The organism is Burkholderia cenocepacia, assembly GCF_014211915.1.
In the GTDB taxonomy this organism is placed as follows: domain Bacteria; phylum Pseudomonadota; class Gammaproteobacteria; order Burkholderiales; family Burkholderiaceae; genus Burkholderia; species Burkholderia orbicola.
On sequence record NZ_CP060039.1, the window covers coordinates 2,594,078 to 2,618,890 of the forward strand.

Below are 24,813 nucleotides of genomic sequence, written 5' to 3' on the forward strand. Positions count from 1 at the left end.
CTTTGGATTTTCGTCCGCCGCCTCCATGCTTTCGAAACTGACTCGCTGGTTCGACGACCGCCGCCGCGACCGCGCGCTGCGCAGCCATCCGGTTCCCGACGCGCTGTGGCAGGAAACCGTCGAGCGCCTGCCGTTCCTCGCCACCCTGCCGCCCGACGCGCTCGGCCGGCTGCGCGAATTGACGAGCCTGTTCGTCGCGAAAAAATCGTTTTCGACCGCGCACGGGCTCGAACTGACCGACGCGATGATCGTCGCGATCGCCGCGCAGGCCTGCCTGCCCGTGCTGAATCTCGATTTGTCGCTGTACGACGGCTGGGTGGGCGTCGTCGTGTATCCGGGTGAATTCGTGATCCGCAAGACGGTGCAGGACGAGGACGGCGTCGTCCATGAAGTCGAGCAGGATGCGAGCGGCGAGGCATGGGAAGGCGGCCCCGTGATCCTGTCGTGGGAAGACGCGCAGATGACGGACGGCCGGGACGCATACAACGTCGTGATTCACGAGTTCGCGCACAAGATCGACATGGTCAACGGCGCGGCCGACGGCTATCCGCCCCTGTTTCGCCGCTGGCATGCGCCGCACCTCGACGCGCAGGCGTGGGCCGACGTGTTCGAACATGCGTACGACCAGTTCTGCGCGCGCGTCGACGCGGTGCCGGATCGCGCATGGGCGCGCTTCGAGCGGGACTCGCTGATCGATCCCTATGCAGCCGATCACCCGTCGGAATTCTTCGCGGTGTGCAGCGAGGCGCTGTTCGTCCGGCCGAAAGCGTTCGAGTCCGAATTTCCGGAGCTGTACCGGCTGCTGGCGCGCTACTACCGGCAAGATCCGGCCGGCACCGGGGCCCTCGACGCACCGTGAAAATTATTCGTCAACCGTCTGATTTTCTGGCATAATCGCCGTTTTTCGACCTTAGGCAAGTGGCTCGCGCCGGGCTTGGCGTCGGCCGAATCGCTCCCATCGGGGCGGCTCGACACGGCAAGCGGCGGGTTGGCTACCGCTATCACCAAGGAAAATCATGAAACCTGGCATTCACCCGGACTACCGCGAAGTCGTCTTCCAAGACATGTCGAACGGCTTCAAGTTCATCACGCGCTCGACGATCCAGACGCGTGAAACCATCGAACACGAAGGCAAGACCTACCCGCTCGCCAAGATCGAAGTGTCGTCGGAATCGCACTCGTTCTACACGGGTCAGCAAAAGATCATGGACACGGCAGGCCGTGTCGAGAAGTTCAAGAACAAGTTCGGCGCACGCGCCAACGGCAAGGCTGCGGCAAAGTAAGCTTTGCACCGTTCCGGTGGTTGCTACGCACCGGTACCGCACGAAAGGGCAGCCCAGGCTGCCCTTTTTTGTCTCTGCTCGCCCGGAAAGACGCCGCCCGGCGCCCGGGAAACGACCTGACGCACAACAGCGGGCGCGACTACAATGCCGGATGCTCGAAACCGGCTCGACCGCGCGCACCCGCGCCGGCCGCCCGCCCATAACAAATTGCTCATCTGCATGAAGCCTGTCGTCCGTCTCACCGCCTCCGCCACGCGTGCGCTGCCACGCTGGCTGCTGCTCACGCTCTGCTTCGTCTACGCGGCGTTCGGCCTGTTCGGCCGCGACCCGTGGAAAAACGAGGACGCGGCGGGCTTCGGCGTGATGTGGACGATGGCCAAGGGCGGCTGGCACGACTGGCTCCTGCCGAACCTGGTCGGCAAGTTCATCACGACCGACGGGCCGCTCGGCTACTGGCTCGGTGCGCTGTCGATCCGCGGCCTCGGCCCGTGGGTCGACGCGAGCAACGCGTCGCGCGTCGATACCGGCGTGCTGTTCTGCGTCGCGTGCGCATTCGTCTGGTACGCGGCCTACCTGCTCGGCCGGCGCGCCGAGGTTCAACCGTTCAAATACGCATTCGGCGGCGAACCCGAGCCGCGCGACTACGGCCGCACGCTCGCGGACGGCGCGCTGCTGGTGCTCGTCGCCTGCTTCGGCCTCGCGGAACGCGGGCACGAAACGACGCCGCAGCTCGCGCAGTTCGCGTGGATCGCGATGCTCGTGTACGGGATCGTGCGCGGCATCGACAAGCCACTGCAAGGCGCACTGTGGTGGGGCCTCGCGATCGGCCTCGTCGCGCTGTCCGGCAACCCGGTGCTGGTCGTCGCGCTGCTCGCGGGCACGGCCGCGCTGTGGCTCGTCACGCCCGAAATGCGCAACCTGCGCCTGCCGCTGGTCGGCGTGCCGCTCGCGGCCGCGATCTTCGCGCTGTGGCCGCTCGCCGCCTTCGTCGCGGCGCCCGACGACGCCGCGTGGTTCTTCAACCAATGGATCCACGGCAGCCTGATGCGCTTTTCGGGCCCGCCGACGGCCGTGCTCGGCTATGCGGCGAAGAACCTGCCGCTGTTCACGTGGCCTGCGTGGCCGCTCGCGATCTGGGCGTGGTGGAGCTGGGCCGGCATGCGCCGCCGCGCGCACATCGCGATTCCGCTGTCGGTCGCCGTGCCGCTCGTCGCGCTCGTGATCCTGCAAAGCCAGCAGTCGAACCGCATGTACATGCTGCTGCTGCCGCCACTCGCGGTGCTCGCGACGTTCGCGCTGCCGACCCTCAAGCGCGGCGCGATCAACGCGATCGACTGGTTCGCGGTGCTGAGCTTCACGATCCTCGGCACCTTCGTGTGGCTCGTCTGGCTCGCGTCGCTCACCGGCTTCCCGCATCCGCTCGCGCGCAACCTCGCGCGCCTCGTGCCCGGCTACGAGCCGCATTTCAAGATCCTGTCGTTCATCTGCGCAGTGATCGTCACCGTGTGCTGGTGCTTCCTCGCGCGCTGGCGCGTGTCGCGACAGCCTAAGGTGCTGTGGCGCAGCGTCGTGCTGTCGAGCGCGGGCACCACGCTGATGTGGGTGCTGCTGATGACGCTGTGGCTGCCGATCGTCAACTACGGCCGGACCTATCGCGACGTCGCGCAACAGATCGCCGTGCACCTGCCGTCCGACTACGAGTGCATTTCGCCGGTGCGGCTCGGCGACGCGCAGATCGCGACCTTCGCGTATTTCGGCAACATGCGCTTCGATTTCTCCGGCGACTGCGACGTGATCCTGCGTCAGGACCGCGCCGACTTCGGCGAGCCGAGCGCGATGTCGCAATACGTGTGGCGTCTCGTCTGGGAAGGCCGCCGCGTCGCCGACCGCGACGAGCGCTTCCGCCTGTACGAGCGCATCGAACGGCCGAAGACGCCCGTCAAGCGGCGTCCGCCGCGCCGCCAGGCGGCCGATTGACGATGTTCGGCGACATCCGCCGAATCGTCGGTCTCGCGTGGCCGGTGCTGGTTGGCCAGCTCGCGATCATCGCGTTCGGCGTGATCGACACCGCGATGGTCGGCCGCTACTCGGCCGTCGATCTCGCCGCGCTCGGGCTCGGCTCGTCGATCTACGTATCGATCTACATCGGCCTGACGGGCATCCTGTCCGCCCTGCAGCCGATCACCGGGCAACTGTACGGCGCGCGGCGCTATGCCGAGATCGGCGAGGAAGTGCGCCAGGCGCTGTGGCTCGCGCTGCTGCTCTCGATTCCGGGCTTCCTGCTGCTGCATTTTCCCGAGCCGCTGCTACGCGTCGCGCACGCGCCCGCCGCGCTGCACGATCGCACCGTCGACTACCTGCGCATCCTGTCGTACGGGCTGCCCGCCAGCCTCGTATTCCGCATCTACAACGCGCTGACCAACGCGGCCGGCAAGCCGCGACTTGCGATGATCCTCCAGATCGGCGCGCTGCTGCTCAAGTTTCCGCTGAACGTGTGGTTCATCTTCGGCGGCTTCGGCGTACCGGCGCTCGGCGGCCCCGGCTGCGGGCTGGCCAGCACGCTGATCAACTGGGCGCTCGCGCTGATCGGCTACACGCTGCTCGCGAAGCTCGACGTGTTCGCGCCGCTCGCGATCTTCTCGCGCTTCTGCTGGCCCGTCTGGGCGCGCCAGAAGGCGATCCTGAAGCTCGGCGTGCCGATGGGCCTGTCGTACCTGATCGAGGTCACGTCGTACACGTGCATGGCGCTGTTCATCGCGCAGTTCGGCACGACGACACTCGCCGGCCACCAGATCGCCGGCAACATCGGCGCGGTGCTGTACATGACGCCGCTGTCGATCGGCGTAGCGGCGTCGACGCTGGTCGCGCGCGCGCTCGGCGCGGGACGCGCCGAGGAAGCCCGGCTGCTCGGCCGGCACAGCGTGATCTTCGCGTGCGGCGTGGCGGCCGCCTACGGCGTGCTCGTGGTCGCGCTGCGCCCGCTGATCATCGGCGGCTATACGCCGAACCCGGCCGTCGCCGCGGCCGCGATGCCGCTCGTCGCGATCGTCGCGTGCTACCACGTGTTCGATGCGCTGCAGGTCACGTCGGCGTTCGTGCTGCGCGCGTACAAGGTGGCGGCCGTGCCGACCGTGATCTATGCGGTCGCGCTGTGGGGCGTCGGACTCAGCGGCGGCTACGTGCTCGGCTTCGACGTGGGCGGGATCGCGCCCGCGTGGCTGACCGGCGCACGCGGCTTCTGGTTCGCGAACACGGTCAGCCTGATGCTCGCGGGCGCGGGGCTCGTGCTGTACCTGCGCCGCATCAGCCGCGCGCACGCCGCCGCGGCCTGACGCGCGGCGCGCTACGCGTTCTCCAGCACGTCGGCCGCGTGATACGACGACCGCACGAGCGGGCCGGCGACGACTTCCCTGAAACCGAGCGCGAGCGCCTCGTCGTGCCATGCGGCGAAAGCCTCCGGGCTCACGTAGCGCCGCACCGGCAAATGGTGTTCCGACGGCGCCAGATACTGGCCGAGCGTCAGCACGTCGACCTCGTGCGCGCGCAGGTCGCGCAGCGTGTCGCGCACCTCGTCGTCGCGCTCGCCGAGTCCGAGCATCAAGCCTGATTTCGTCACGAGCGTCGGCCGCGCGGCCTTCGCCTGCGCGAGCAGTTCGAGCGAGCCGCGATAGTCGGCGCCCGGCCGCGCCGCGCGATACAGCGACGGCACCGTCTCGATGTTGTGGTTGAACACATCGGGCCACGCCGACGACAGCGCGTCGAGCGCACGCGCCGCGCGGCCGCGGAAGTCCGGCGTCAGTACCTCGACGCCGATGCCCGGCACGCTCGCGCGCACCGCCGCGATGCACGCGGCGAAATGCGCGGCGCCGCCGTCGCGCAGGTCGTCGCGGTCGACCGACGTGATCACGACATAGCGCAACCCGAGCGCCGCCGCCGCGTCGGCCAGCCGCGCGGGCTCGTCGGGATCGAGCGGCTCGGGGCGGCCGTGCGCGACATCGCAGAACGGGCAACGCCGCGTACACAGCCCGCCCATGATCATGAAGGTCGCGGTGCGCTGCGCGAAGCATTCGCCGATGTTCGGACACATCGCCTCCTCGCAGACGGAATGCAGCCGATGCTCGCGCAGCACGGCGGCCATGTCGGCCACCGCCGCGCTCATCATCGGCCGCGCGCGCAGCCACGGCGGCTTCGGCAGCGCCGCGCCGGCCGCGGGCTCGACGCGCACCGGAATGCGCGCGAGCTTGTCGCGACTTCTCGCGCCGGGCTGGCCGAGCGCCGTGAGGCTGGGTCGTTCGAGCGCGGCGGCCATCGTCAGTCTCCGAGGAACGCGACGATCAGGCGGTTCACGTCGGCGGCCGCCTCCATCTGCACCATGTGTCCGCTGCCTGCGATCACCTCGGCACGCACGCCGTCCGGCAAACCCTGCGCATGCTGCGCGGGAATCACCTCGTCGCGCTCACCCCAGATCACGAGCGTGCGCGGCGCAAGCGTCGCGAGCCGGTCGCGGAACACGCGCCGCTGTGCAGCGCCGTCGAACGCGGCGTGCGCGATCTTCTCCAGCGCGGCCTGCACGCCTTCGAGCCGCTTGTACTTGACGAGATCCTCGACGAGTTGCCGCGTGACCAGCGCGTCGTCCGCGAACAGCGCGCCGAGGTGCGGTTTCAGCGTATTGCGGCTGTTGCCGGCGACGAAGCCGTCGATGTACGCACGGTTGATGTCGGTGCCGAGCCCCGCGCTCGCGATCAGCGTGAGCGATGCAACGCGTTGCGGTGCGCGCTCGGCCACCGTCATCGCGACCGCGCCGCCCATCGAATGGCCGATCAGGTGCGCGCGCTCGATGTGCTGCGCATCGAGCAGCGCGAGCACCGCGTCGGCCAGTTCGTCGAGGCTGCCGGTCTCGACCGCCTTGCCCGATTCGCCGTGGCCGGGGAGATCGAGCGCCCACACCGGCCGGTGCGTGGCGAGCTCCGCGTGATTGAACAGCCAGTTGTTCAGGTCGCCGCCGAAGCCGTGGATCAGCACGGCCGGCGTGTCCGAACCATCGCCCAGCTTCAGGAAGCGGATCGTGCGTCCGCCGATCTGCGCCTTCTCCGGCTGCGGGCCGGCCGCCTCGTCGGACGCCGCGCTCGGCACGAAATCGCGCTGGAAGTCGGCGATCGCCGCGTCGATCTCGGCATCACTCGCCTCGGCGGCCGCGACGACGCCGAGCAGCGCGCCGACGGGCAGCGTCTCGCCCTCCTGCGCGACCTGCCGGCGCAGCGTGCCGTCGAACGCGCATTCGACGCCCGACGAGATCTTGTCGGTCTCGACGTCGAGCACCTCGTCGCCCTTCGTCACGCGCTCGCCGACTGCCTTCAGCCAGCCGTTGACCTGCCCCTGCTCCATCGACAGCCCCCATTTGGGCATCGTGATCATGTGAATCGACATCGTGTCAGCTCCTCGTCTTGAGTACCGCCTGCGCGATCGCATCGGCGGACGGGATATACAGGTCTTCCAGTACGCCGGCGAACGGCGCGGGCGTGTGCGGCGCGGTCACGAGCTCGATCGGCGCCTCGAGCGACCGGAACGCGCGCTGCGCGACGAGCGCGGCGATGTCGGTCGCGATCGAGCAGCGCGGATTCGCTTCGTCGACCACCACCACGCGCCCGGTGCGCGCCGCGCTTTCGAGGATCGTTTCTTCGTCGAGCGGCGACGTCGTGCGCAGGTCGATCACGTCGCACTGGATGCCGTCCTTCGCGAGCGTCGCGGCCGCGTCCATCGCGAGATGCACCATCCGGCCGTACGTGACGATCGTCGCGTCGTCACCGTCGCGCATCACGTTCGCCTCGCCGAACGGAATCGCATAGGATTCCTCCGGTACGTCGCCCTCGCGCGTATAGAGCAGCTTGTGTTCGAGGAAGATCACGGGATCGTTGTCGCGGATCGCCTGGATCAGCAGCCCCTTCGCGTCGTACGGCGTCGACGGGCACACGACCTTCAGCCCCGGGATATGCGTGAACAGCGACGTGAGCATCTGCGAGTGCTGCGCGGCCGCGCGCAGGCCGGCGCCGTACATCGCGCGGATCACGACCGGCGTCACGGCCTTGCCGCCGAACATGTAGCGAAATTTCGCGGCCTGGTTGAAGATCTGGTCGAAACACACCCCCATGAAATCGATGAACATCAGTTCCGCGACGGGACGCATCCCGCACGCGGCGGCGCCGACCGCCGCGCCGATGTAGCCACCCTCCGACAGCGGCGTATCGAGCACGCGGCCCGGAAACTTGTGGAACAGCCCCTTCGTCACGCCGAGCACGCCGCCCCATGCGTCGTCCTCGCCCGGCGCGCCCGCGCCGCCCGCGTTGTCCTCGCCCATCACGATCACGCTGTCGTCGCGCGCCATTTCCTGCGCGAGCGCCTCGTTGATCGCCTGCGAATAAGTGATCTTCCTTGCCATGTCTGTCTCCTGGAATGTTCGGTTCGCCGTGCCGGCTGCGGTGTCAGCCCGCGCTCACGGATACGACACGTAGACGTCGGCCAGCAGGTCGGCGGCATCCGGCAACGGCGCCGCTTTCGCCTGCGCGACCGCGTCGTCGATCAGCGCCTTCACCTGTGCGTCGACCGCACGCAGGTCGTCGGTCGTCAGCGCTTCGGCGCGCACGACGCGCGTTTCGAAATGCTTCAGGCAGTCCTTCTCGTCGCGCAGCTTCTGCACTTCGCCCGGCGCCCGGTAGGTTTGCGCATCGCCCTCGAAGTGGCCGAAGTAGCGCGTGAACTTCACTTCGACGAGCGTCGGGCCGCCGCCGTTGCGCGCCCGTTCGACGGCCTCGCCGAGCGCCTCGTGCACCGCGAAGAAGTCGAAGCCGTCGACGATCACGCCCGGCATCCCGAACCCGTTCGCGCGATCGGCGATGTTGTCGGTCGCGACCGACCAGCTCGACGACGTCGCTTCCGCATAGCCGTTGTTTTCGGCGACGAAGATCGCGGGCAGCCGCCACACCGACGCGAGGTTCATCGATTCGAAGATCACGCCCTGGTTCGACGCGCCGTCGCCGAAGAAGCACACGCCGACGCCGCCCGTCTTCTTGTGCTTGGCCGCGAGCGCCGCGCCGCACACGAGCGGGCCGCCCGCGCCGACGATGCCGTTCGCGCCGAGCATCCCCATCGACAGGTCGGCGATGTGCATCGAGCCGCCCTTGCCGCGGCAGACGCCCGTCTTCTTGCCGTAGATCTCGGCCATCATCCCGTGCACGTCGACGCCTTTCGCGATGCAATGGCCGTGGCCGCGGTGCGTCGTGGCCACGTAGTCGTCGAGGCCGAGGTGCAGGATCGTGCCGACGGCGGATGCCTCCTCGCCCGCGTACAGGTGAACGAAGCCGGGTATCTCGCCGGTCGCGAATTCGACGTGCAGGCGTTCCTCGAATTCGCGGATCGTGCGCATCAGCCGATAGGCGTCCAGCAGTTTGTCCCTGCCGAGCTGTGTCGAAGCGGTCATGTGTGTCTCCTGGTAGGTCTGACTGCGAATGCCGCCCCGGCCACGCCGTGGCGGCGGATTGCACGGCCTGCGGCCGTCAGTGGAACGTGAAGCCGCCGTCGACGTTCACGGCCTGGCCCGTCACGTTGTCCATCGTCGCGAAGAACAGCGCGAGCCGGCCCATGTCTTCCGGCGTCTGCGCGCGGCCCTGCGGAATCAGCGTCAACTGGTGCCGCTGCCACGACTGCTCGACCGATTCGCCGTCGGTCTTCCATTCGTCTGACAGCCGGTCCCACATGTAGGTACGGACGATGCCGGGGCAGATCGCGTTGACGGTCACGCCGTCGCGCGCAAGCTCCTTCGCCAGCGCGTTGGTGAAGCCGACGACCGCGAATTTCGATGCGCTGTAATGCGCGAGATTCGGAAAGCCTTCCTTGCCCGCGATCGACGCGACATTGATGATCCGGCCGCGCCCCTGCGCCTTCAGGTGCGCGAGCGCCGCCCGGCAGCCGAGGAACGTGCCCTTCGCGTTCACGTCCATCACGAAATCCCAGTCACGCTCGGTGAGTTCGGCGACCGGATGAATGCTGATCACGCCCGCGCAGTTCACGAGGATGTCGAGCCCGCCGAGGTCGGCGAGCGCCTGCGCGACCATCGCGTCGACCTGCGCGGCCTGCGTGACGTCGACCTTCGCGATCGCGGCCCGCCGGCCGAGCGCGCGCACCTCGCGCGCGGTGGCGTCGAGCGCGTCGTCGAGCAGGTCGGCCAGCAGGATGTCGGCGCCGGCGCCGGCGAGCGTCAGCGCGATGCCGCGGCCGATGCCGCGCGCGCCGCCCGTGACGATGGCGACCTGTCCTTCGAGAGGGGCTGTCATGGCGATGTCTCCTTGATAATCGTTTGGATTTCGAAACGTCTTCGTAAAACCGGCGCATCAGTCGTGCCACGCACCGGCGTCGCGCAGCAGTTGCCGCGACGACGCGTAGCGCAGCGTGCGGCCCACATCGACCGTCAGCGGCCCGTGCCAGTCGAGCGCGATCTCGTAGCGATCGCCACGCGCGACCTCGATCTCGCGCTCGCCGTCGAACGCGAGCGTGCCGCGCTCGAACGGAATCGCGTGCCACGTGCCCGGTTCGAGCCGCTCGCAACTGCGCATCACGACGCGGTCGACGCGCCCCGGCGCGATCGGCGCGACGAGCGGCGTGCCGGCCGCGTTGCCGGCTTGCGCGAAGCGCATCGCGAGCCCGTGCGGCGCGCTGCGTTCGAGCGGCGCCCACGCGCCGCCGAGCGCGGACAGGCCGATGCCGTCCGGTTCCGCGAACGTCAGGTAGAGCGAATCGATGTCGTCGGAGCCGGAGATCGCGCGTGCGCCGATGAAGCGCTGCCGCGCGGCGCACACGTCGACGAGCGCGATCTCCTCACGCCCCGGCTGCGCGCCCGCGACGCAGCGCACGACGAGCCGCTTGTTGCGCACGAACGCGACCTCGGCCGGCACGGCGCCGGTCGCGGCGAGTCCTGCGGCGACGCCGGCGACGGTCGCCTCGCGATGTTCGGGAAACGCGTTGTTGGTGCCGGTGGACAGCGCGACGAGCGGCGTCGCGCCGCAATGCGCGGCCACCGCGCGATGGGTGCCGTCGCCGCCGAGCACGACGATCAGCGCCACGTCCATCCGGTGCAGATAGGCCGCGCCGGCCTGCGTGTCGGCGACGCTATCGGTGATCGGCAAGTCGACGAATTCGACCTGGGGCCAGCGCTCGTGCGGCGCGACCGCGCGATGCGTGTCGATCGCGCGCAGCAGCAGCGTCGCGATACCCGTGCGGTCGCGCAGCGTCAGCACGCGCTCGACGCCCATCGCGCCAAGGCCGGCCAGCAGGCGCACGATCATGTTCGCCTTCTCCGCGGTCGGGAACACGGATGCATGCGTCGTGAGGCGGCGGATGTCGCGCCCCGAAGCGGGGTTCGCGATCACGCCGACGGTAACGGGCGTCGTCACGGATTTGTCTCCATCCAGTGGGCGGGGCCGGCGCATTGGCGCACGCATCGGCCCTGCCTGTTTCGTCCGCTGCCATCGACGGGCGGCGGATCGTCGTCGCCGACGCGATCGCACCGGCTTGCCCGTCATCTCTGCAAGCGGCGTGCCATCGTGCGTCCGATGGCCGCGAAACCCGCGTCAGCATTGGCGCGGCAGGCACGCGCGGAGTCGGGATGCTTGGCCGTGACGACGCAGCGCGCATCGAATTCGCCGGAACGTCTCACGTCGTCGATACGGCGACGCGGTCGTCGCGGCACTCGCGCCTGCCCGGCGTTCCGCCCGCCAGCCCCGCGTTCACGCGGCGCCGCGCATGCAGCGCCGCGCCGGCCGGTCGCCGCACGCCACGCATGCGGCCGTCTCAACCGCGCGAGACACAGCGCGACACCGGTGAGACGACCGTCTCACGCGCGCCGCGTGCTGCGATGCAATGTGATCCGCGGGACCGGATGTGCTACAAGAACAGCGACATCCCCGCCGTACGGAACCGGAGCCGACCATGCCCTATGCCGTCCCCCAGGCCCAGCACGCCGATCGTGTCCTCGGCGCGCTCGCCGGACGCCTGCCCGCGCCGGCGGACTCCGCGCGTCTCGTGTCGTCGTGGCAACGGTCGCTGGAGCGCTACCGTCTCGACCCCGCTTCGTCGATCGGCCCGCGCGTGCTGACCGCGGCCGAACTGCGCGAAGTGCGCGACAAGGAAGAAGCCTTCCTGCGCGCGTCGGGCCAGTGCCTGACGCGGCTGCACGACATGATCCGCGTCGCCGACTACTGCGTGATGCTGACCGACGCGCACGGCGTGACGATCGACTACCGGATCGACCGCGAACGCCGCAACGACTTCCGTCACGCGGGGCTGCACATCGGCTCGTGCTGGTCGGAAAGCGAGGAAGGAACCTGCGGGGTCGCGAGCGTGCTGACCGATCTCGCGCCGATCACCGTGCACAAGACCGATCACTTTCGCGCGGCGTTCACGACGCTCACGTGCAGCGCGGCGCCGATCTTCTCGCCGGGCGGCGAACTGATCGGCGTGCTCGACGCGTCGGCCGTGCATTCGCCCGACGGCCGCGACAGCCAGCGCCTCGTCTACCAGCTCGTGCGGCAGAGCGCGGCGCTGATCGAGGACGGCTACTTCGTGCACAGCACCGCGCAGCACTGGATATTGTTCGGGCATCCGAACCGTCACTACGTCGAGGCGCAACCGGAGTGGCTAATCGCGTTCGACGAATGCGGCAACATCGTCGCCGCGAACCGGCACGCGCGCGATGCGCTGCCGGCGCTGCGCGAGCCGCGCCATATCGACGAAATCTTCGACGCGACCGAGATGCCGCTGCGCGATGCGGCGCGGCTCGATGCCATCGTCGCGCTGCGGGTGCGGGCGACCGGCGCCCCGCTCTACGCACGGCTGCGCGCGCCGCTACGACGCGTCGGCCGTGAACCGGCCGCGGCATCGCGCCGCCCGGGCACCACCGCGCCGCGTCACGTCGGCGCGCTGACGCCGTTCCTGCACAGCAGCGACGCGCGCATCGCGCAACAGGCCGAACTCGCGCTGCGCGTCGCGAGCAAGCGGCTGCCGATTCTCGTGCTCGGCGAAACCGGCGCGGGCAAGGAAGTGTTCGCCCGCGCGATCCACGACGCCGGCGCACGGCGCGCGCGGCCGTTCGTCGCCGTCAACTGCGGCGCGCTGCCGGAAGCGCTGATCGAGAGCGAACTGTTCGGTTATGCGGCCGGCGCGTTCACCGGCGCACGCAAGCACGGCGCGCGCGGCAAGATCGCGCTCACTGATGGCGGCACGCTGTTTCTCGATGAAATCGGCGACATGCCGCTCGCGCTGCAGACGCGCCTGTTGCGCGTCCTGGCCGACGGCGAGGTCGTGCCGCTCGGCAGCGATACGCCCGTGCGCGTCGATCTCGACGTGATCTGCGCGACGCACCGCGATCTCGCGCGGATGGTGGCCGACGGCACGTTCCGCGAAGATCTGTACTACCGGCTGAGCGGCGCGACGTTCGACCTGCCGCCGCTGCGCGAACGCGCGGACGTGCGCGACGTGATCGCCGCCGTGTTCGCCGAGGAAGCGCAGGCGACCGGCCACGTGCTCACGCTCGACGCGACGCTCGCCGAACAGCTCGCCGCGTATCCATGGCCGGGCAACGTGCGGCAACTGCGCAACGTGCTGCGCTATGCGTGCGCGGTGTGCGACGCCGCGCGCGTGACGCGGCGCGACCTGCCGACCGACCTCGCCGCGCAACTCGGCGGCGCCCCCGCGGGCGTGCTGCCCGACGACGAACGCGGCCGCATCGTCGCCGCGCTCACCACGCATCGCTGGCGGCCCGACGCGGCCGCCCGGGCGCTCGGCATGTCGCGCGCGACGCTGTACCGGCGCATCGCGAAGTACCGGATCGTCGCGCCGCACCGCGCGTGACGCACGGGCGCACGCCTGGTCATGCGGGCTGCCCGGCCGCTTCGTTCGGGTGGTCCGTCACGCCGGCCGCTTCGTCGCGCCGCGTGAACACCTCGTGCGCGGCGAACAGCGCGTTGAGCGCGGCGGGCATCCCCGCATACACGGCCATCTGCATGAATACCTCGACGATCTCGTCGCGCGTGCAGCCGACGTTCAGCGCAGCCTCGATATGCACCTTCAGTTGCGGCTGCGCGTTGCCGAGCGCAGCCAGCGCGGCGATCGTCGCGATTTCGCGCGCCTTCAGGTCGAGCTGCGGCCGGCTGTAGATGTCGCCGAAGCTGAATTCGACCAAGAGCCGCCCAAAGTCCGGCGCGATCGGCGCGAGCGCCGCGATCACGCGTTCGCCCGCTTCGCCGTCGATTTCCTTGAGCTTGTTCAAGCCGCGCGTGTAGCGATCCTCAACGAGTCGTTCCATCGTGTCCGTCCTGTTCCGATAAAGAGTGAGAGGGTTTCGCCCGTCGTTCCGTTTCCCGTTCCCGCGCCTCGTAGTACGCGATCTTGTCGCCGATCGCGTCGAGGCTCGCCTGCAGCTCCGCGATATGCGCACGCACCGCGTCGCGATGCGCGACCAGCAAGTCGCGCCGCGCGCCGAACGTCGACTCGCCCTGCTCGCGCAGCACCGCGAACGCCTGCATCTGCGCGATCGGCATGCCGGTCGCCTTCAGACGCATCACGAAGGCCAGCCAGTCAAGGTCGGCCGGCGCATAGAGCCGGTGCCCGGCCGCCGTGCGAGAGATCGCGCGCAGCAGCCCGGCCTGCTCGTAATACCGCAGCGTGTGCGTCGACACGCCCGTCAGTTCGGCGACTTGCCCGATCGTCAGCGGACCGGCGGCGGAGGGTTGGGATACGGTTTTCGACATGGCAGGAACAAGGTTAGGAGTTAGAGTTCACTCTAAGTCAAGCCCCGCCTGACGGCCAGTGCGGCGTTTTTCCGCGCGCCCCTCGCAATACGCCGGCGACACCGTAAAGAATCGTCAAAATCGACGCCCGGCACCGGGTTCGGCCTTTACAGCACCGCAAGCCTTCAGCAAGATTCGGTCAGCCTGTCTCAAAAAGGGCACGCATTTGTCCTATGCTTAACGCGACGCCCGGCCAACTCGCACGTCGCCGTCCGTTGCAACAACCATTCATCCGTCAGAACCAGGGAGCCTTTGCCATGCTGAAAAAGCTGCTGATGCTGTTCGTCGCGCTATCGCTGTCGCTTGCCGCAGGCCTTGCCGCGGCCGTCGAAGTCAACACGGCCGACCAGGCCGCGCTCGAATCCGTGAAGGGGCTCGGGCCCGTGAAGTCGAAGGCGATCATCGACGAACGCACCAAGAACGGCCCGTTCAAGGACGCCGACGATCTCGCGAACCGCGTGAAGGGCCTCGGTACCAAGTCGGTCGGGCATCTCGAGGAAAACGGCCTGACGATCGGCGGCGCGTCGACGCCGCCGAAGGGTGTGAAGCTGTCGAAACCGGCCGCGACGACGTCCGCGACCACGTCGACCACGACGTCGGCAGGCACCGCCGCGACGTCCACGACCGCGACGGCCGGCACGACGACCGCGGCGCCCGCGCCGGCGGCTAGCGCACCGGACGCGGCCGCCAAGCCGGCCAAGACCAAGCGCGCATCGAAGAAGGAAAAGGCGGCAGCGGCGGCAGCGGCATCCGCCGACGCGGGTGCGAGCGCACCGGCGGCCGCGTCGTCCACGAAGGCGACGAAGGGTTCGAAGAAGAAGAGCAAGAAGGACAAGGCAGCCTCCGCCGCCGCGGCGTCGGGCGCCTGATGTGCGCCGCGCGCGCGACGGCGTGCGCGCGGCATTCGTTCAACGGGCGCCGTCGTCACGGCGCCCTTTTCAGTGAAGGTGAAGAACCATGGGTCTCCTCGACATCGTTGGCGGTCTGATCGGCGGCCAGGCCGGCGGCAACTCGCAAAGCGCGCTGATCACGACCGCGCTCGAATTCATCAACAACCAGCCGGGCGGCCTGAACGGGCTGATCGAGAAGTTCAAGGCCGGCGGCGCCGGCGAGATCATCGGTTCGTGGGTCGGCACCGGCGAAAACCAGCCGATCTCGCCGGACACGCTGCAGAACGTGCTCGGCTCGGACGTCGTCGGCTCGCTCGCGAGCAAGGTCGGCATCGATCCGTCGCAGGCGTCGTCGATCCTCGCGCAGGTGCTGCCGCACGTCGTCAACGGCGCGACGCCGAACGGCGAAGTGCCGGCCAGCGGCCAGGTGGACACGTCGAACGTGCTCGGCACGCTCACGCAGCTCGCCGGCATGTTCGGCGACAACAAGCAGGCGTAAGCCCGCCGCGCAGCGGCCGGCATCCGGCATAGCGGTTTCGGCCGCTCCATATGCAAACACCCCGCCGAGGCGGGGTGTTTGCTTTTGCGCCCGGTGCGAACCGGGCACGCTGCCGATGGCAGGCGATCAGTGCACGACGCGGTCGAACACGAACTGGCCGTCGTTGACGTCGACCGGAATCACGTCCTTCGGACCGAAGCGGCCCGCGAGGATCAGCTTCGCGACCGGATTCTCGATCTCCTGCTGGATCGCGCGCTTCAGCGGCCGCGCACCGAACACCGGATCGTAGCCGACCTTCGCGATCTGTTCGAGCGCCGCGGGCGACACGTCGAGCGCCATGTCCAGCTTCGCGAGCCGGTCGTGCAGGCGCGCCAGCTGGATCTTCGCGATCGACTCGATGTTGCTGCGGTCGAGTGCATGGAACACCACGACGTCGTCGATCCGGTTCAGGAACTCGGGGCGGAAATGCTGCTTCACCTCGAGCCACACCGCGTCCTTGATCTCGTCCTGCGGCGCGCCCGTCATCGCCTGAATCACCTGCGAGCCGAGGTTCGACGTCATCACGATGACCGTGTTCTTGAAGTCGACCGTGCGCCCCTGCCCGTCCGTCATGCGGCCGTCGTCGAGCACCTGCAGCAGCACGTTGAACACGTCCGGATGCGCCTTCTCGATCTCGTCGAGCAGGATCACGCTGTACGGCTTGCGACGCACGGCTTCCGTCAGGTAGCCGCCTTCCTCGTAGCCGACGTAGCCCGGCGGCGCGCCGATCAGTCGCGCGACGCTGTGCTTCTCCATGAACTCGCTCATGTCGATGCGGATCAGGTGTTCTTCCGAATCGAACAGGAACGACGCCAGCGCCTTGCACAGCTCGGTCTTGCCGACCCCCGTCGGGCCGAGGAACAGGAACGAGCCGTACGGACGGTTCGGATCGGCGAGACCCGCGCGCGAACGACGGATCGCATCGGCCACCGCGCTGATCGCCTCGTCCTGGCCGACCACGCGCTCGTGCAGCTTTTCCTCGATGTGCAGCAGTTTCTCGCGTTCGCCCTGCATCATCCGCGACACGGGAATGCCCGTCGAACGCGACACGACTTCCGCGATTTCCTCGGCGCCGACCTGCGTGCGCAGCAGGCGCGGGCGCGTCGGGTTGTGCTGCTCCTGCTCTTCGGCCTGCGTGACCTGCTTCAGCTGTGCCTCGAGTTGCGGCAGCTTGCCGTACTGCAGCTCGGCGACCTTCTCGAGCTTGCCTTCACGCTGCAGGCGCGCGATGTCCGCCCGCACCTTCTCGATCTCTTCCTTGAGCTGCGCGCTGCCCTGCACCGCGGCCTTCTCGGCGGTCCAGATCTCTTCCAGGTCCGCATATTCGCGGCCGAGGCGGTCGATCTCTTCCTCGATCAGCTGCAGGCGCTTCTGCGACGCTTCGTCCTGCTCCTTCTTCACCGCTTCGCGCTCGATCTTCAGCTGGATCAGACGACGGTCGAGCTTGTCCATCTCTTCGGGCTTCGAATCGATTTCCATCTTGATCTTCGAAGCGGCTTCGTCGATCAGGTCGATCGCCTTGTCGGGCAGGAAGCGGTCGGTGATGTAGCGATGCGACAGCTCGGCCGCGGCGACGATCGCCGGGTCGGTGATGTCGACACCGTGGTGCAGTTCGTACTTCTCCTGCAGCCCGCGCAGGATCGCGATCGTCGCCTCGACGCTCGGCTCGTCGACGAGCACCTTCTGGAAGCGGCGTTCGAGCGCGGCGTCCTTCTCGATGTACTTGCGGTATTCGTCGAGCGTGGTCGCGCCGATGCAGTGCAGTTCGCCGCGCGACAGCGCCGGCTTCAGCATGTTGCCTGCATCCATCGCGCCTTCGGCCTTGCCCGCGCCGACCATCGTGTGGATTTCGTCGATGAAGACGATCGTCCGGCCTTCGTCCTTCGCGATGTCGTTGAGCACCGCCTTCAGGCGCTCCTCGAACTCGCCGCGATACTTCGCGCCGGCGAGCAGCGCGGCCATGTCGAGCGACAGCACGCGCTTGCCCTTCAGCGTCTCGGGCACTTCGCCGTTGACGATCCGCTGCGCGAGCCCTTCGACGATCGCGGTCTTGCCGACGCCCGGCTCGCCGATCAGCACCGGGTTGTTCTTGGTGCGGCGCTGCAGGATCTGGATCGAGCGGCGGATTTCGTCGTCGCGGCCGATCACCGGATCGAGCTTGCCCGCGCGGGCGCGCTCGGTCAGGTCGACCGTGTATTTCTTCAGCGCCTCGCGCTGGCTTTCCGCATCCTGGCTGTGCACCTGCGAGCCGCCGCGCACCGCGGCGATCGCGGCTTCGAGCGACTTGCGCGTGAGGCCGTGCTGGCGCGCGAGCTTACCGGCGTCGCCCTTGTCGTCGGACACGGCGAGCAGGAACATTTCGCTCGCGATGAACGTGTCGTTGAGCTTCTGCGCTTCCTTGTCGGCCTGGTTCAGCAGCCCGGCGAGTTCACGGCCGATCTGGATGTCGCCGCCCGTGCCCGTCACTTGCGGCAGGCGCGAAATGGCTTCGTTCAGCGCGCCTTGCAGCGCCTGCACGTGAACGCCCGCGCGCGACATCAGCGAGCGGGCCGAGCCGTCCTGCTGCGCGACCAGCGCCGCGAGCACGTGAACGGGTTCGATGTATTGATTGTCGCGGCCTGCCGCGAGGCTTTGCGCGTCCGCGAGTGCTTCCTGGAACTTGGTGGTGAGCTTGTCGATTCTCATTTAGTCGAGACCTCCAATTTTCGATTAACACCAAGATGAGGATGGTTATGCGGCTTTCAAGCGAAATTCGGGTTGATTCAGCGCAAAAATTGCCGGATCGCCTGAAAGCGGTCCGGAGGGCGCGACGGGATGGGCGCGTGTCAGTGGGTCTTGGACGCCGGCTCGGCTGCCGGCGCTTCGTCCTGCACCGGCGCGGCACGCACGAGCACGGCCGGGCGGATGCCGAGCAGCGACGCAAGCAGCGATGCAGGCTCGGCCAGTTCGCCGAGCGTATGACGATCGAGCTCCGCGAAGAAGGCATCGCGCGCGGCCGCCAGCACGCCCTTCAACCGGCACTGCGGCTCGATTACGCAGCCGCGCGACTCGCCGCCGTCGGCCGAAAAGCAGCCGACCAGCGCGAAGTCGTTTTCGGTGGCCCGCACGACCTCGCCGACCGTCAATTGCAGCGAATCGGCGAACAGCCGCAGCCCGCCGTTGCGGCCGCGCACGGTGTCGACCCAGCCCAGCTCGCCGAGTTGCTGGACGACTTTCATCAGATGGTTCTTCGAGATGCCGTAGGCGTCCGAAATCTCCTGGATCGTCGCGAGCCCTTCGCCGCGCACCGCCAGGTACAGCATCACGCGCAGCGAATAGTCGGTGTAGTCGGTGAGTCTCATGAGCGAATACGGAAAATATCGATCGTATCCCGATTATGTGAACCGGGCCGATCGATGGCGCCGTTGCGCGGCCCCGGGTTGCCGGGATCGCGGGCGCGCAATAAGATGCGTGACATCCACACGTTTTCCAGGGGTTATTGGACGCTATTTTGCGTCAAAATCCGGCCGGCGTCCTGCTCGTCGCCCGCGCCGCCGTCCCGTCGCTGTCCCGCCGCCGCTCCGATCTACCGGCCCTTTTTGTCATGACTGCCCTGCCCGCCTCGACCCAACCCGCATCGGCCCGCCCCCGCGACGCCGAGCCGACCGAAGACAACATCCGCGATCTCGTCTACGCGTTCTACGACCGCGTGCGCGCCGATCCGCTGCTCGGGCCGGTGTTCGACGCGAAGCTCGCCGGCCGCTGGGACGATCATCTGCCGAAGATGGTGACGTTCTGGTCGAGCCTCGTGCTCGGCACCAAGGGCTATCGCGGCAACGTGCAACAGGCGCACCAGCCGCTCGACGGGGTCGAGCCGGCCCATTTCAGCCGCTGGCTGTCGCTGTTCCTGAAAACGGTCGAAGCGCGCTACGCGCCGCCCGCGGCGATCCGCTTCATGGAGCCCGCGCTGCGGATCGCGCAGAGCCTGCAGTTGAGCCGGTTCGGCTGGGACTACCGGATTCCGCCCGAGCAGCAGGCGCTGCTCGACGCGATCGCGCCGCGCCGCCGCGACGCGGGCGACGATCCGCACGCGTTGCCGTCACGCGCCCGCGGCGAGCCGTTTCCGACGAAGATCATCGGGCGCGGCGTCGACCCGGACGCGTAACGCCCGTCGTGCGCGACACCGGCGCGCATGCGACACATCGCCGCACCGCCCGCGCGCCGCGCTCAGCTCAGCTCAGCGCAGCGTGTTGCCCGACTCGACGCCCCAGCGCGCGAGCGCGGCGTCGTCCGTACTGCGCGCATCGACCCACCGCTCGCCGTCCGGCGTCGTTTCCTTCTTCCAGAACGGCGCTTCGGTCTTTAGATAGTCCATCACGAATTCGCACGACGCGAACGCATCGCCGCGGTGCGACGCGACCGTCGCGACCATCACGATCTGGTCGAGCGGCAGCAGCCTGCCGACGCGATGCACGATCGCGACGTCGATGCCCGGCCAGCGCCGGCCGGCCTCGGCCGCGATCCGCTCGAGCGCCTTCTCGGTCATGCCGGGATAGTGCTCGAGCTCCATCGCGGCGACCGCATCGCCTTCGTTCAGGTCGCGCACCGTGCCGACGAAGCACGCGAGCGCGCCGATCTTCGGGTTGCGCGCACGCAATGCCGTCACTTCGGCATTCAGGTCGAAATCGTCGGTCTGGACTCGTATCGTCGCCATGACAGCCGCCTCAACCACCCGTCACCGGCGGAAAGAACGCGACCTCGCAGCCTTCGGTGAGCCGCGTGTCGGGATCGGTCATCTCGTGGTTGCACGCCATGCGCAACGCGCGCCCTTCGGCGAGCGTATCGGCCCACGCGCCACCGCGCACGCGCAGCCATGCGCGCACGTCGCCGACGGTCGTCACGCTGTCCGGCACGTTGGCTTCTTCATCGGCCACGCCCAGCGCCTCGCGCACACTTGCAAAAAATTTCAGTTGAATCTTCATGGTTCGGGAAGCCGTCGCGTTACGACAGCAATTCGGAAAACGGGATGAAACGCACGGTCTCGCCTGCGCTGATCACATGCTGCGGCGGATTGTCGATCAGGCCGTCGCCCCAGACCGTCGACGTCAGCACGGCCGAGCTCTGGTTCGGGAACAGGTCGAGACCGCCGGCCGCGTTGACGCGCGCACGCAGGAATTCGTTGCGCCGGTCGCCCTTGCTCTGCGAAAAATCGGCACGCAGCGACAACGCGCGCGGCGCGACGTCGCGCACGCCGGACAGGCGCAGCAGGAACGGCCGCACGAACAGCAGGAACGTGACGAAGCTCGACACGGGGTTGCCGGGCAGCCCGATGAAGTGCGCATCGGCGCGCTCTTCGCCGCGCCGCACCGCGCCGTACGCGAGCGGCTTGCCGGGCTTCATCGCGATCTGCCACAGCGCGAGCCGCCCTTCGGCCTCGACGGCCGGCTTCACATGATCCTCGTCGCCGACCGACACGCCGCCGCTCGTCAGGATCACGTCGTGATCTCGGGCGGCCTCGCGCAGCGTGTCGCGCGTCGCGGCCAGCGAGTCGGGCACGATCCCGTAGTCGGTCACGTGGCAGCCGAGCCGCTCCAGCAGCCCGCGCAGCGTGAAGCGGTTCGAGTTGTAGATCGCGCCGGGCTTCAGCGGCTCGCCCGGCATCGTCAGTTCGTCGCCGGTGAAGAACACCGCCACGCGAATCCGCCGCGCGACCGACAACTCCGCGCAACCGACCGACGCGGCGAGACCTAGCGCCTGCGGCGTGAGCCGCGTGCCGGCCGGCAGGATCACCGCACCCTGGCGGATGTCCGCGCCCTGCGCGGTGATCCATTCACCGGCCTTCGGCGTGTGCAGGATCTCGACCGCGTCGCCGTCGGCCGCTGCCTGCTCCTGCATCACGACGGCGTCGGCGCCGGGCGGCACCGTCGCGCCGGTGAAGATCCGCGCGGCCGTGCCGGCCGCAAGCGGTTGCGCCGGATGGCCGGCCGGAATGCGCTGCGAAACCGGCAACCGTCGATCGCCGTGCAGCAAATCGGCGACACGCACCGCATAGCCGTCCATCGCGCTGGTATGCATCGGCGGCACGTCGAGCGGCGAGCTCACATCGGCCGCCAGCACGCGGCCGAGCGCGTCGAGCGTGGCAACGGTTTCGGCGCCGGGCAGCGGCTTCGCGGCATCGAGCAGCGCGGCGAGCGCCTCGGCGGTCGACAGCATCGGCGCGCGCGGCGCCGCGGGATTCGGGTTCGACATCGATGGAAGCGGGGATCGTTGGAATCAATACGTCATTGTAGCGACGCCGTCACGCAGGCGCGCGATATGGCGAACATGCGAAGACTGTGATCGGCGCGAACGCACGGGTCTGGCACTTGTTTCGCGCGACGGACGATGGCCGCGTGCCAAACCTGAGTACCAAACGAAACGGCCGGAACCCCGATCCGCTCGACGAATCGGCATTCCGGCCGTCCTGCGCCGCCGGGCCCGCGGGCCCGGCCGTGCGTCATGCGCCCGTATGGGCGGCGATGAAGTCCTTCACCTGCTGTGCGTCGGCCTTTACGACCTCGAAGCGCTGCGGCAGCGCCTCGAGCCCGTCGAAAGCGGCCGGCCGCTCGGCTTCGCGATCGAGCGCTTCGCGGATCGTCTCGCCGAACTTGATCGGCTGCGCCGTCTCCAGCACGACCATCGGCACGCCGGCATCCAGATGCTCGCGCGCGACCTTCACGCCGTCGGCCGTATGCGTATCGATCATCGTGTCGTAGCGCGAGAACACGTCGCGGATCGTCGCGATGCGGTCGGTGTGGCTGCTGCGGCCCGACACGAAACCGAACTCTGCAACGCGCGCGAAATCGCCGCTTGCCGCGAGATCGAAGCCGCCCTTCTCCTCGACGTCGCGGAACAGTTGCATCACGCGCGCCGGATCGCGGCCGAGCAGGTCGAACACGAAGCGCTCGAAGTTCGATGCCTTCGAGATGTCCATGCTCGGGCTGCTCGTGTGATAGGTGTTCTCGGCGCTGCGCACGCGATACGCGCCGGTGCGGAAGAATTCGTCGAGCACGTCGTTCTCGTTGGTCGCGACCACCAGCTTCGCGATCGGCAGCCCCATCATCCGCGCGATGTGGCCCGCGCAGACGTTACCGAAGTTGCCCGACGGCACCGTGAACGACACGCGCTCGTCGTTCGACTGCGTCGCCGCGAAGTAGCCCTTGAAGTAGTACACGACCTGCGCGACGACGCGCGCCCAGTTGATCGAGTTGACGGTGCCGATCTTCTGCTGCGCCTTGAACGCGTGATCGTTCGACACCGCCTTCACGATGTCCTGGCAGTCGTCGAACACGCCTTCGACCGCGAGGTTGAAGATGTTCGGGTCCTGCAGGCTGAACATCTGCGCCGTCTGGAACGCGCTCATCTTCTTGTGCGGCGACAGCATGAACACGCGCACGCCGGCCTTGCCGCGCATCGCGTATTCGGCCGCGCTGCCGGTGTCGCCGGACGTCGCGCCGAGGATGTTCAGCGCTTCGCCGTGCTTCGCGAGCGTGTACTCGAACAGGTTGCCGAGCAACTGCATCGCCATGTCCTTGAACGCGAGCGTTGGGCCGTTCGACAGTTCGAGCAGCGACAGCGCCGCACCGTGCTCGGTGCCGAGCGTCTTCAGCGGCGTGATGTCGGATGCGTTCTCGCCGTGGCGCGTGTTGCTGTACACGGCAGCCGTGTAGGTGCGGTGCGTGATCGCGCGCAGGTCGTCGGCCGGCACGTCGTCGCAGAACTTCGACAGGATCTCGAAGGCGAGATCCGCGTACGACAGCGTGCGCCAGCGCGCGAGCTCGTCGGCGGACACCTTCGGATACTCGGCCGGCAGGTAGAGGCCGCCGTCCTTCGCGAGACCGCCGAGCAGGATGTCGGAGAACGTATGGCGCTCGCCGATGCCGGCGCCCCGCGTGGAGATGTAGTTCATGTCGTCAGCCTCAGTTCAGCGCTTCCATGCGCAGCTTCGTTACCTTCGAGACCACCGTCGCCAGGCTCTCGATCTGCGCGATCGCCGCATTGACGTTCTTCTCGACCGTCTCGTGCGTGATCAGGATGATGTCGGTCTCGCCGTTCGCGCCGTCGATCTGCTCCGATTCCTTCTGCAGCAGCGCGTCGATCGAGATGCCCGACTCGGCGAGGATGCGCGTGATCGCGGCGAGCACGCCGGTCTGGTCGGCGACGCGCAGGCGCAGGTAGTAGCCGCTCGTCACTTCCTCGATCGGCAAAATCGGCGTGTTCGACAGGCTGTCCGGCTGGAACGCGAGGTGCGGCACGCGATGCTCGGGGTCGGCCGTATGCAGGCGCGTGACGTCGACCAGATCCGCGACGACCGCCGACGCGGTCGGCTCCGCGCCCGCGCCCTTGCCGTAGTACAGCGTCGTGCCGACCGCGTCGCCGTGCACGACGACCGCGTTCATCGCACCCTCGACGTTCGCGAGCAGGCGCTTTTCCGGGATCAGCGTCGGGTGCACGCGCAGCTCGATGCCGTTGGCGGCGCGGCGCGCGATGCCGAGCAGCTTGATCCGGTAGCCGAGCTCTTCCGCATAGCGGATGTCGGTCGCGTCGAGCTTGCTGATGCCCTCGACGTACGCGCGGTCGAACTGCACCGGCACGCCGAACGCGATCGCGCTCATGATCGTCGCCTTGTGCGCGGCGTCGACGCCTTCGATGTCGAAGGTCGGATCGGCTTCCGCGTAGCCGAGCTCCTGCGCGGCCTTCAGCGCGGTCGCGAAGTCGAGCCCGCGGTCGCGCATTTCCGACAGGATGTAGTTCGTCGTGCCGTTGATGATGCCGGCGATGTACTGGATGCGGTTCGCAGTCAGGCCTTCGCGCAGCGCCTTGATGATCGGGATGCCGCCGGCGACGGCCGCCTCGAACGCGACCATCACGCCCTTCTCGCGCGCGGCTTCGAAGATCTCGGTGCCGTGCACCGCGAGCAGCGCCTTGTTCGCCGTCACGACGTGCTTGCCGTTCGCGATCGCGCGCAGCACGAGTTCGCGCGCGATGCCCGTGCCGCCGATCATCTCGGCGATGATCGCGATCGACGGATCGTCGACGACCGCATTGAAATCGTCGGTGATCTGCGCGGTGCCGGCGTTACCGCCGAGCGCGGCCTGCGCCTTGGCGGGGTTGCGCACGGCAATGCGCGCGACCTCGATGCCGCGCCCCGCGCGTCGTTTGATTTCTTCCTGGTTGCGGTGCAACACCGTGAAGGTGCCGCTGCCGACGGTGCCGAAGCCCAACAGGCCAACTTTGATCGGTTCCAT

At 68.4% G+C, this 24,813-nt stretch carries 23 protein-coding genes; 8 read left to right on the forward strand and 15 right to left on the reverse strand.

The window, feature by feature from the left end; all coding sequences use genetic code 11:
* Positions 1-25: 25 nt before the first annotated feature.
* The 4 genes from SY91_RS12325 to SY91_RS12340 all read left to right on the forward strand — a co-directional run bounded on the left by SY91_RS12325 (position 26) and on the right by SY91_RS12340 (position 4,615).
* Positions 26-859, forward strand: a complete 834-nt coding sequence (locus SY91_RS12325) for a zinc-dependent peptidase (protein ID WP_006478659.1) — start codon at positions 26-28, stop codon at positions 857-859.
* 157 nt (positions 860-1,016) lie between these two features.
* On the forward strand, positions 1,017-1,283 hold the full coding sequence (locus tag SY91_RS12330; RefSeq protein ID WP_011549676.1) for a type B 50S ribosomal protein L31: 267 nt from the start codon (positions 1,017-1,019) through the stop codon (positions 1,281-1,283).
* Positions 1,284-1,427: 144 nt separating this feature from the next.
* Positions 1,428-3,260, forward strand: coding sequence for an ArnT family glycosyltransferase (locus SY91_RS12335; RefSeq protein ID WP_023476841.1), 1,833 nt, complete (start codon positions 1,428-1,430; stop codon positions 3,258-3,260).
* Positions 3,261-3,262: 2 nt separating this feature from the next.
* Entirely contained in the window at positions 3,263-4,615 is a 1,353-nt protein-coding gene (locus SY91_RS12340) for an MATE family efflux transporter (protein WP_043887860.1), read from the forward strand.
* An 11-nt stretch (positions 4,616-4,626) separates the two neighbouring features.
* Here the strand turns inward: SY91_RS12340 and lipA are convergent, their stop codons facing one another.
* The 6 genes from lipA to SY91_RS12370 all read right to left on the reverse strand — a co-directional run bounded on the left by lipA (position 4,627) and on the right by SY91_RS12370 (position 10,726).
* A complete protein-coding gene (gene lipA, locus SY91_RS12345) occupies positions 4,627-5,592 on the reverse strand; it encodes a lipoyl synthase (protein ID WP_006478655.1) in 966 nt (321 codons plus the stop codon).
* Positions 5,593-5,594: 2 nt separating this feature from the next.
* A complete protein-coding gene (locus SY91_RS12350) occupies positions 5,595-6,710 on the reverse strand; it encodes an acetoin dehydrogenase dihydrolipoyllysine-residue acetyltransferase subunit (protein ID WP_006478654.1) in 1,116 nt (371 codons plus the stop codon).
* A 4-nt stretch (positions 6,711-6,714) separates the two neighbouring features.
* Positions 6,715-7,719, reverse strand: coding sequence for an alpha-ketoacid dehydrogenase subunit beta (locus SY91_RS12355; RefSeq protein ID WP_006478653.1), 1,005 nt, complete (start codon positions 7,717-7,719; stop codon positions 6,715-6,717).
* A 54-nt stretch (positions 7,720-7,773) separates the two neighbouring features.
* On the reverse strand, positions 7,774-8,757 hold the full coding sequence (locus SY91_RS12360) for a thiamine pyrophosphate-dependent dehydrogenase E1 component subunit alpha (RefSeq protein ID WP_006478652.1): 984 nt from the start codon (positions 8,755-8,757) through the stop codon (positions 7,774-7,776).
* A gap of 76 nt (positions 8,758-8,833) precedes the next feature.
* Positions 8,834-9,610, reverse strand: coding sequence for an SDR family NAD(P)-dependent oxidoreductase (locus tag SY91_RS12365; protein ID WP_012328645.1), 777 nt, complete (start codon positions 9,608-9,610; stop codon positions 8,834-8,836).
* A gap of 57 nt (positions 9,611-9,667) precedes the next feature.
* Positions 9,668-10,726: an ATP-NAD kinase family protein gene (locus tag SY91_RS12370; RefSeq protein ID WP_023476843.1), complete on the reverse strand. Its 1,059-nt coding sequence runs from the start codon at positions 10,724-10,726 to the stop codon at positions 9,668-9,670.
* A gap of 535 nt (positions 10,727-11,261) precedes the next feature.
* Here SY91_RS12370 and SY91_RS12375 point away from each other — a divergent pair.
* Positions 11,262-13,181, forward strand: coding sequence for a sigma-54-dependent Fis family transcriptional regulator (locus SY91_RS12375; RefSeq protein WP_023476845.1), 1,920 nt, complete (start codon positions 11,262-11,264; stop codon positions 13,179-13,181).
* A 19-nt stretch (positions 13,182-13,200) separates the two neighbouring features.
* On the opposite strand, the gene SY91_RS12380 is transcribed toward SY91_RS12375, so the two are convergent.
* Entirely contained in the window at positions 13,201-13,635 is a 435-nt protein-coding gene (locus tag SY91_RS12380; RefSeq protein ID WP_006478650.1) for a carboxymuconolactone decarboxylase family protein, read from the reverse strand.
* Entirely contained in the window at positions 13,619-14,080 is a 462-nt protein-coding gene (locus SY91_RS12385; protein WP_006478649.1) for a MerR family transcriptional regulator, read from the reverse strand. The genes SY91_RS12380 and SY91_RS12385 overlap by 17 nt, the downstream gene beginning before the upstream one ends.
* A gap of 296 nt (positions 14,081-14,376) precedes the next feature.
* On the opposite strand from SY91_RS12385, the gene SY91_RS12390 reads away from it, so the two are divergent.
* Positions 14,377-14,988, forward strand: coding sequence for a ComEA family DNA-binding protein (locus tag SY91_RS12390; protein ID WP_011549666.1), 612 nt, complete (start codon positions 14,377-14,379; stop codon positions 14,986-14,988).
* An 88-nt stretch (positions 14,989-15,076) separates the two neighbouring features.
* A complete protein-coding gene (locus SY91_RS12395; RefSeq protein ID WP_023476846.1) occupies positions 15,077-15,508 on the forward strand; it encodes a YidB family protein in 432 nt (143 codons plus the stop codon).
* 126 nt (positions 15,509-15,634) lie between these two features.
* On the opposite strand, the gene clpB is transcribed toward SY91_RS12395, so the two are convergent.
* Together clpB and SY91_RS12405 are read right to left on the reverse strand one after the other, a co-directional pair.
* Positions 15,635-18,232 (reverse strand): ATP-dependent chaperone ClpB, encoded by a 2,598-nt coding sequence (gene clpB / locus SY91_RS12400; RefSeq protein WP_023476847.1) that lies wholly within the window; start codon positions 18,230-18,232, stop codon positions 15,635-15,637.
* Between the two features lie 140 nt (positions 18,233-18,372).
* Complete coding sequence (locus SY91_RS12405; protein ID WP_023476848.1) at positions 18,373-18,888, reverse strand: Rrf2 family transcriptional regulator; 516 nt, start codon at positions 18,886-18,888, stop codon at positions 18,373-18,375.
* Between the two features lie 242 nt (positions 18,889-19,130).
* On the opposite strand from SY91_RS12405, the gene SY91_RS12410 reads away from it, so the two are divergent.
* Positions 19,131-19,691, forward strand: a complete 561-nt coding sequence (locus SY91_RS12410; RefSeq protein WP_006478644.1) for a group III truncated hemoglobin — start codon at positions 19,131-19,133, stop codon at positions 19,689-19,691.
* Positions 19,692-19,763: 72 nt separating this feature from the next.
* Here SY91_RS12410 and SY91_RS12415 read toward each other — a convergent pair whose 3' ends face one another.
* From SY91_RS12415 to SY91_RS12435, 5 genes are all read right to left on the reverse strand, one after another.
* On the reverse strand, positions 19,764-20,240 hold the full coding sequence (locus tag SY91_RS12415; protein ID WP_023476849.1) for a molybdenum cofactor biosynthesis protein MoaE: 477 nt from the start codon (positions 20,238-20,240) through the stop codon (positions 19,764-19,766).
* 10 nt (positions 20,241-20,250) lie between these two features.
* Positions 20,251-20,508 carry a molybdopterin converting factor subunit 1 gene (gene moaD, locus SY91_RS12420; protein ID WP_006478642.1) on the reverse strand — a complete coding sequence of 86 codons (258 nt, stop codon included), beginning with the start codon at positions 20,506-20,508 and terminating at the stop codon, positions 20,251-20,253.
* 19 nt (positions 20,509-20,527) lie between these two features.
* Complete coding sequence (gene glp / locus SY91_RS12425; RefSeq protein WP_023476850.1) at positions 20,528-21,775, reverse strand: gephyrin-like molybdotransferase Glp; 1,248 nt, start codon at positions 21,773-21,775, stop codon at positions 20,528-20,530.
* 247 nt (positions 21,776-22,022) lie between these two features.
* Positions 22,023-23,474: a threonine synthase gene (thrC, locus tag SY91_RS12430; protein ID WP_023476851.1), complete on the reverse strand. Its 1,452-nt coding sequence runs from the start codon at positions 23,472-23,474 to the stop codon at positions 22,023-22,025.
* Positions 23,475-23,484: 10 nt separating this feature from the next.
* A complete protein-coding gene (locus tag SY91_RS12435) occupies positions 23,485-24,813 on the reverse strand; it encodes a homoserine dehydrogenase (RefSeq protein WP_006478639.1) in 1,329 nt (442 codons plus the stop codon).

Bases quoted from the DNA above. Each gene is read 5' to 3' on its own strand.
- SY91_RS12325 (WP_006478659.1), top strand. From the start codon at position 26: ATGCTTTCGAAACTGACTCGCTGGTTCGACGACCGCCGCCGCGACCGC.
- SY91_RS12330 (WP_011549676.1), top strand. From the start codon at position 1,017: ATGAAACCTGGCATTCACCCGGACTACCGCGAAGTCGTCTTCCAAGAC.
- SY91_RS12335 (WP_023476841.1), top strand. From the start codon at position 1,428: ATGCCGGATGCTCGAAACCGGCTCGACCGCGCGCACCCGCGCCGGCCG.
- SY91_RS12340 (WP_043887860.1), top strand. From the start codon at position 3,263: ATGTTCGGCGACATCCGCCGAATCGTCGGTCTCGCGTGGCCGGTGCTG.
- lipA (WP_006478655.1), bottom strand. From the start codon at position 5,592: ATGGCCGCCGCGCTCGAACGACCCAGCCTCACGGCGCTCGGCCAGCCC.
- SY91_RS12350 (WP_006478654.1), bottom strand. From the start codon at position 6,710: ATGTCGATTCACATGATCACGATGCCCAAATGGGGGCTGTCGATGGAG.
- SY91_RS12355 (WP_006478653.1), bottom strand. From the start codon at position 7,719: ATGGCAAGGAAGATCACTTATTCGCAGGCGATCAACGAGGCGCTCGCG.
- SY91_RS12360 (WP_006478652.1), bottom strand. From the start codon at position 8,757: ATGACCGCTTCGACACAGCTCGGCAGGGACAAACTGCTGGACGCCTAT.
- SY91_RS12365 (WP_012328645.1), bottom strand. From the start codon at position 9,610: ATGACAGCCCCTCTCGAAGGACAGGTCGCCATCGTCACGGGCGGCGCG.
- SY91_RS12375 (WP_023476845.1), top strand. From the start codon at position 11,262: ATGCCCTATGCCGTCCCCCAGGCCCAGCACGCCGATCGTGTCCTCGGC.
- SY91_RS12380 (WP_006478650.1), bottom strand. From the start codon at position 13,635: ATGGAACGACTCGTTGAGGATCGCTACACGCGCGGCTTGAACAAGCTC.
- SY91_RS12385 (WP_006478649.1), bottom strand. From the start codon at position 14,080: ATGTCGAAAACCGTATCCCAACCCTCCGCCGCCGGTCCGCTGACGATC.
- SY91_RS12390 (WP_011549666.1), top strand. From the start codon at position 14,377: ATGCTGAAAAAGCTGCTGATGCTGTTCGTCGCGCTATCGCTGTCGCTT.
- SY91_RS12395 (WP_023476846.1), top strand. From the start codon at position 15,077: ATGGGTCTCCTCGACATCGTTGGCGGTCTGATCGGCGGCCAGGCCGGC.
- clpB (WP_023476847.1), bottom strand. From the start codon at position 18,232: ATGAGAATCGACAAGCTCACCACCAAGTTCCAGGAAGCACTCGCGGAC.
- SY91_RS12405 (WP_023476848.1), bottom strand. From the start codon at position 18,888: ATGAGACTCACCGACTACACCGACTATTCGCTGCGCGTGATGCTGTAC.
- SY91_RS12410 (WP_006478644.1), top strand. From the start codon at position 19,131: ATGACTGCCCTGCCCGCCTCGACCCAACCCGCATCGGCCCGCCCCCGC.
- SY91_RS12415 (WP_023476849.1), bottom strand. From the start codon at position 20,240: ATGGCGACGATACGAGTCCAGACCGACGATTTCGACCTGAATGCCGAA.
- moaD (WP_006478642.1), bottom strand. From the start codon at position 20,508: ATGAAGATTCAACTGAAATTTTTTGCAAGTGTGCGCGAGGCGCTGGGC.
- glp (WP_023476850.1), bottom strand. From the start codon at position 21,775: ATGTCGAACCCGAATCCCGCGGCGCCGCGCGCGCCGATGCTGTCGACC.
- thrC (WP_023476851.1), bottom strand. From the start codon at position 23,474: ATGAACTACATCTCCACGCGGGGCGCCGGCATCGGCGAGCGCCATACG.
- SY91_RS12435 (WP_006478639.1), bottom strand. From the start codon at position 24,813: ATGGAACCGATCAAAGTTGGCCTGTTGGGCTTCGGCACCGTCGGCAGC.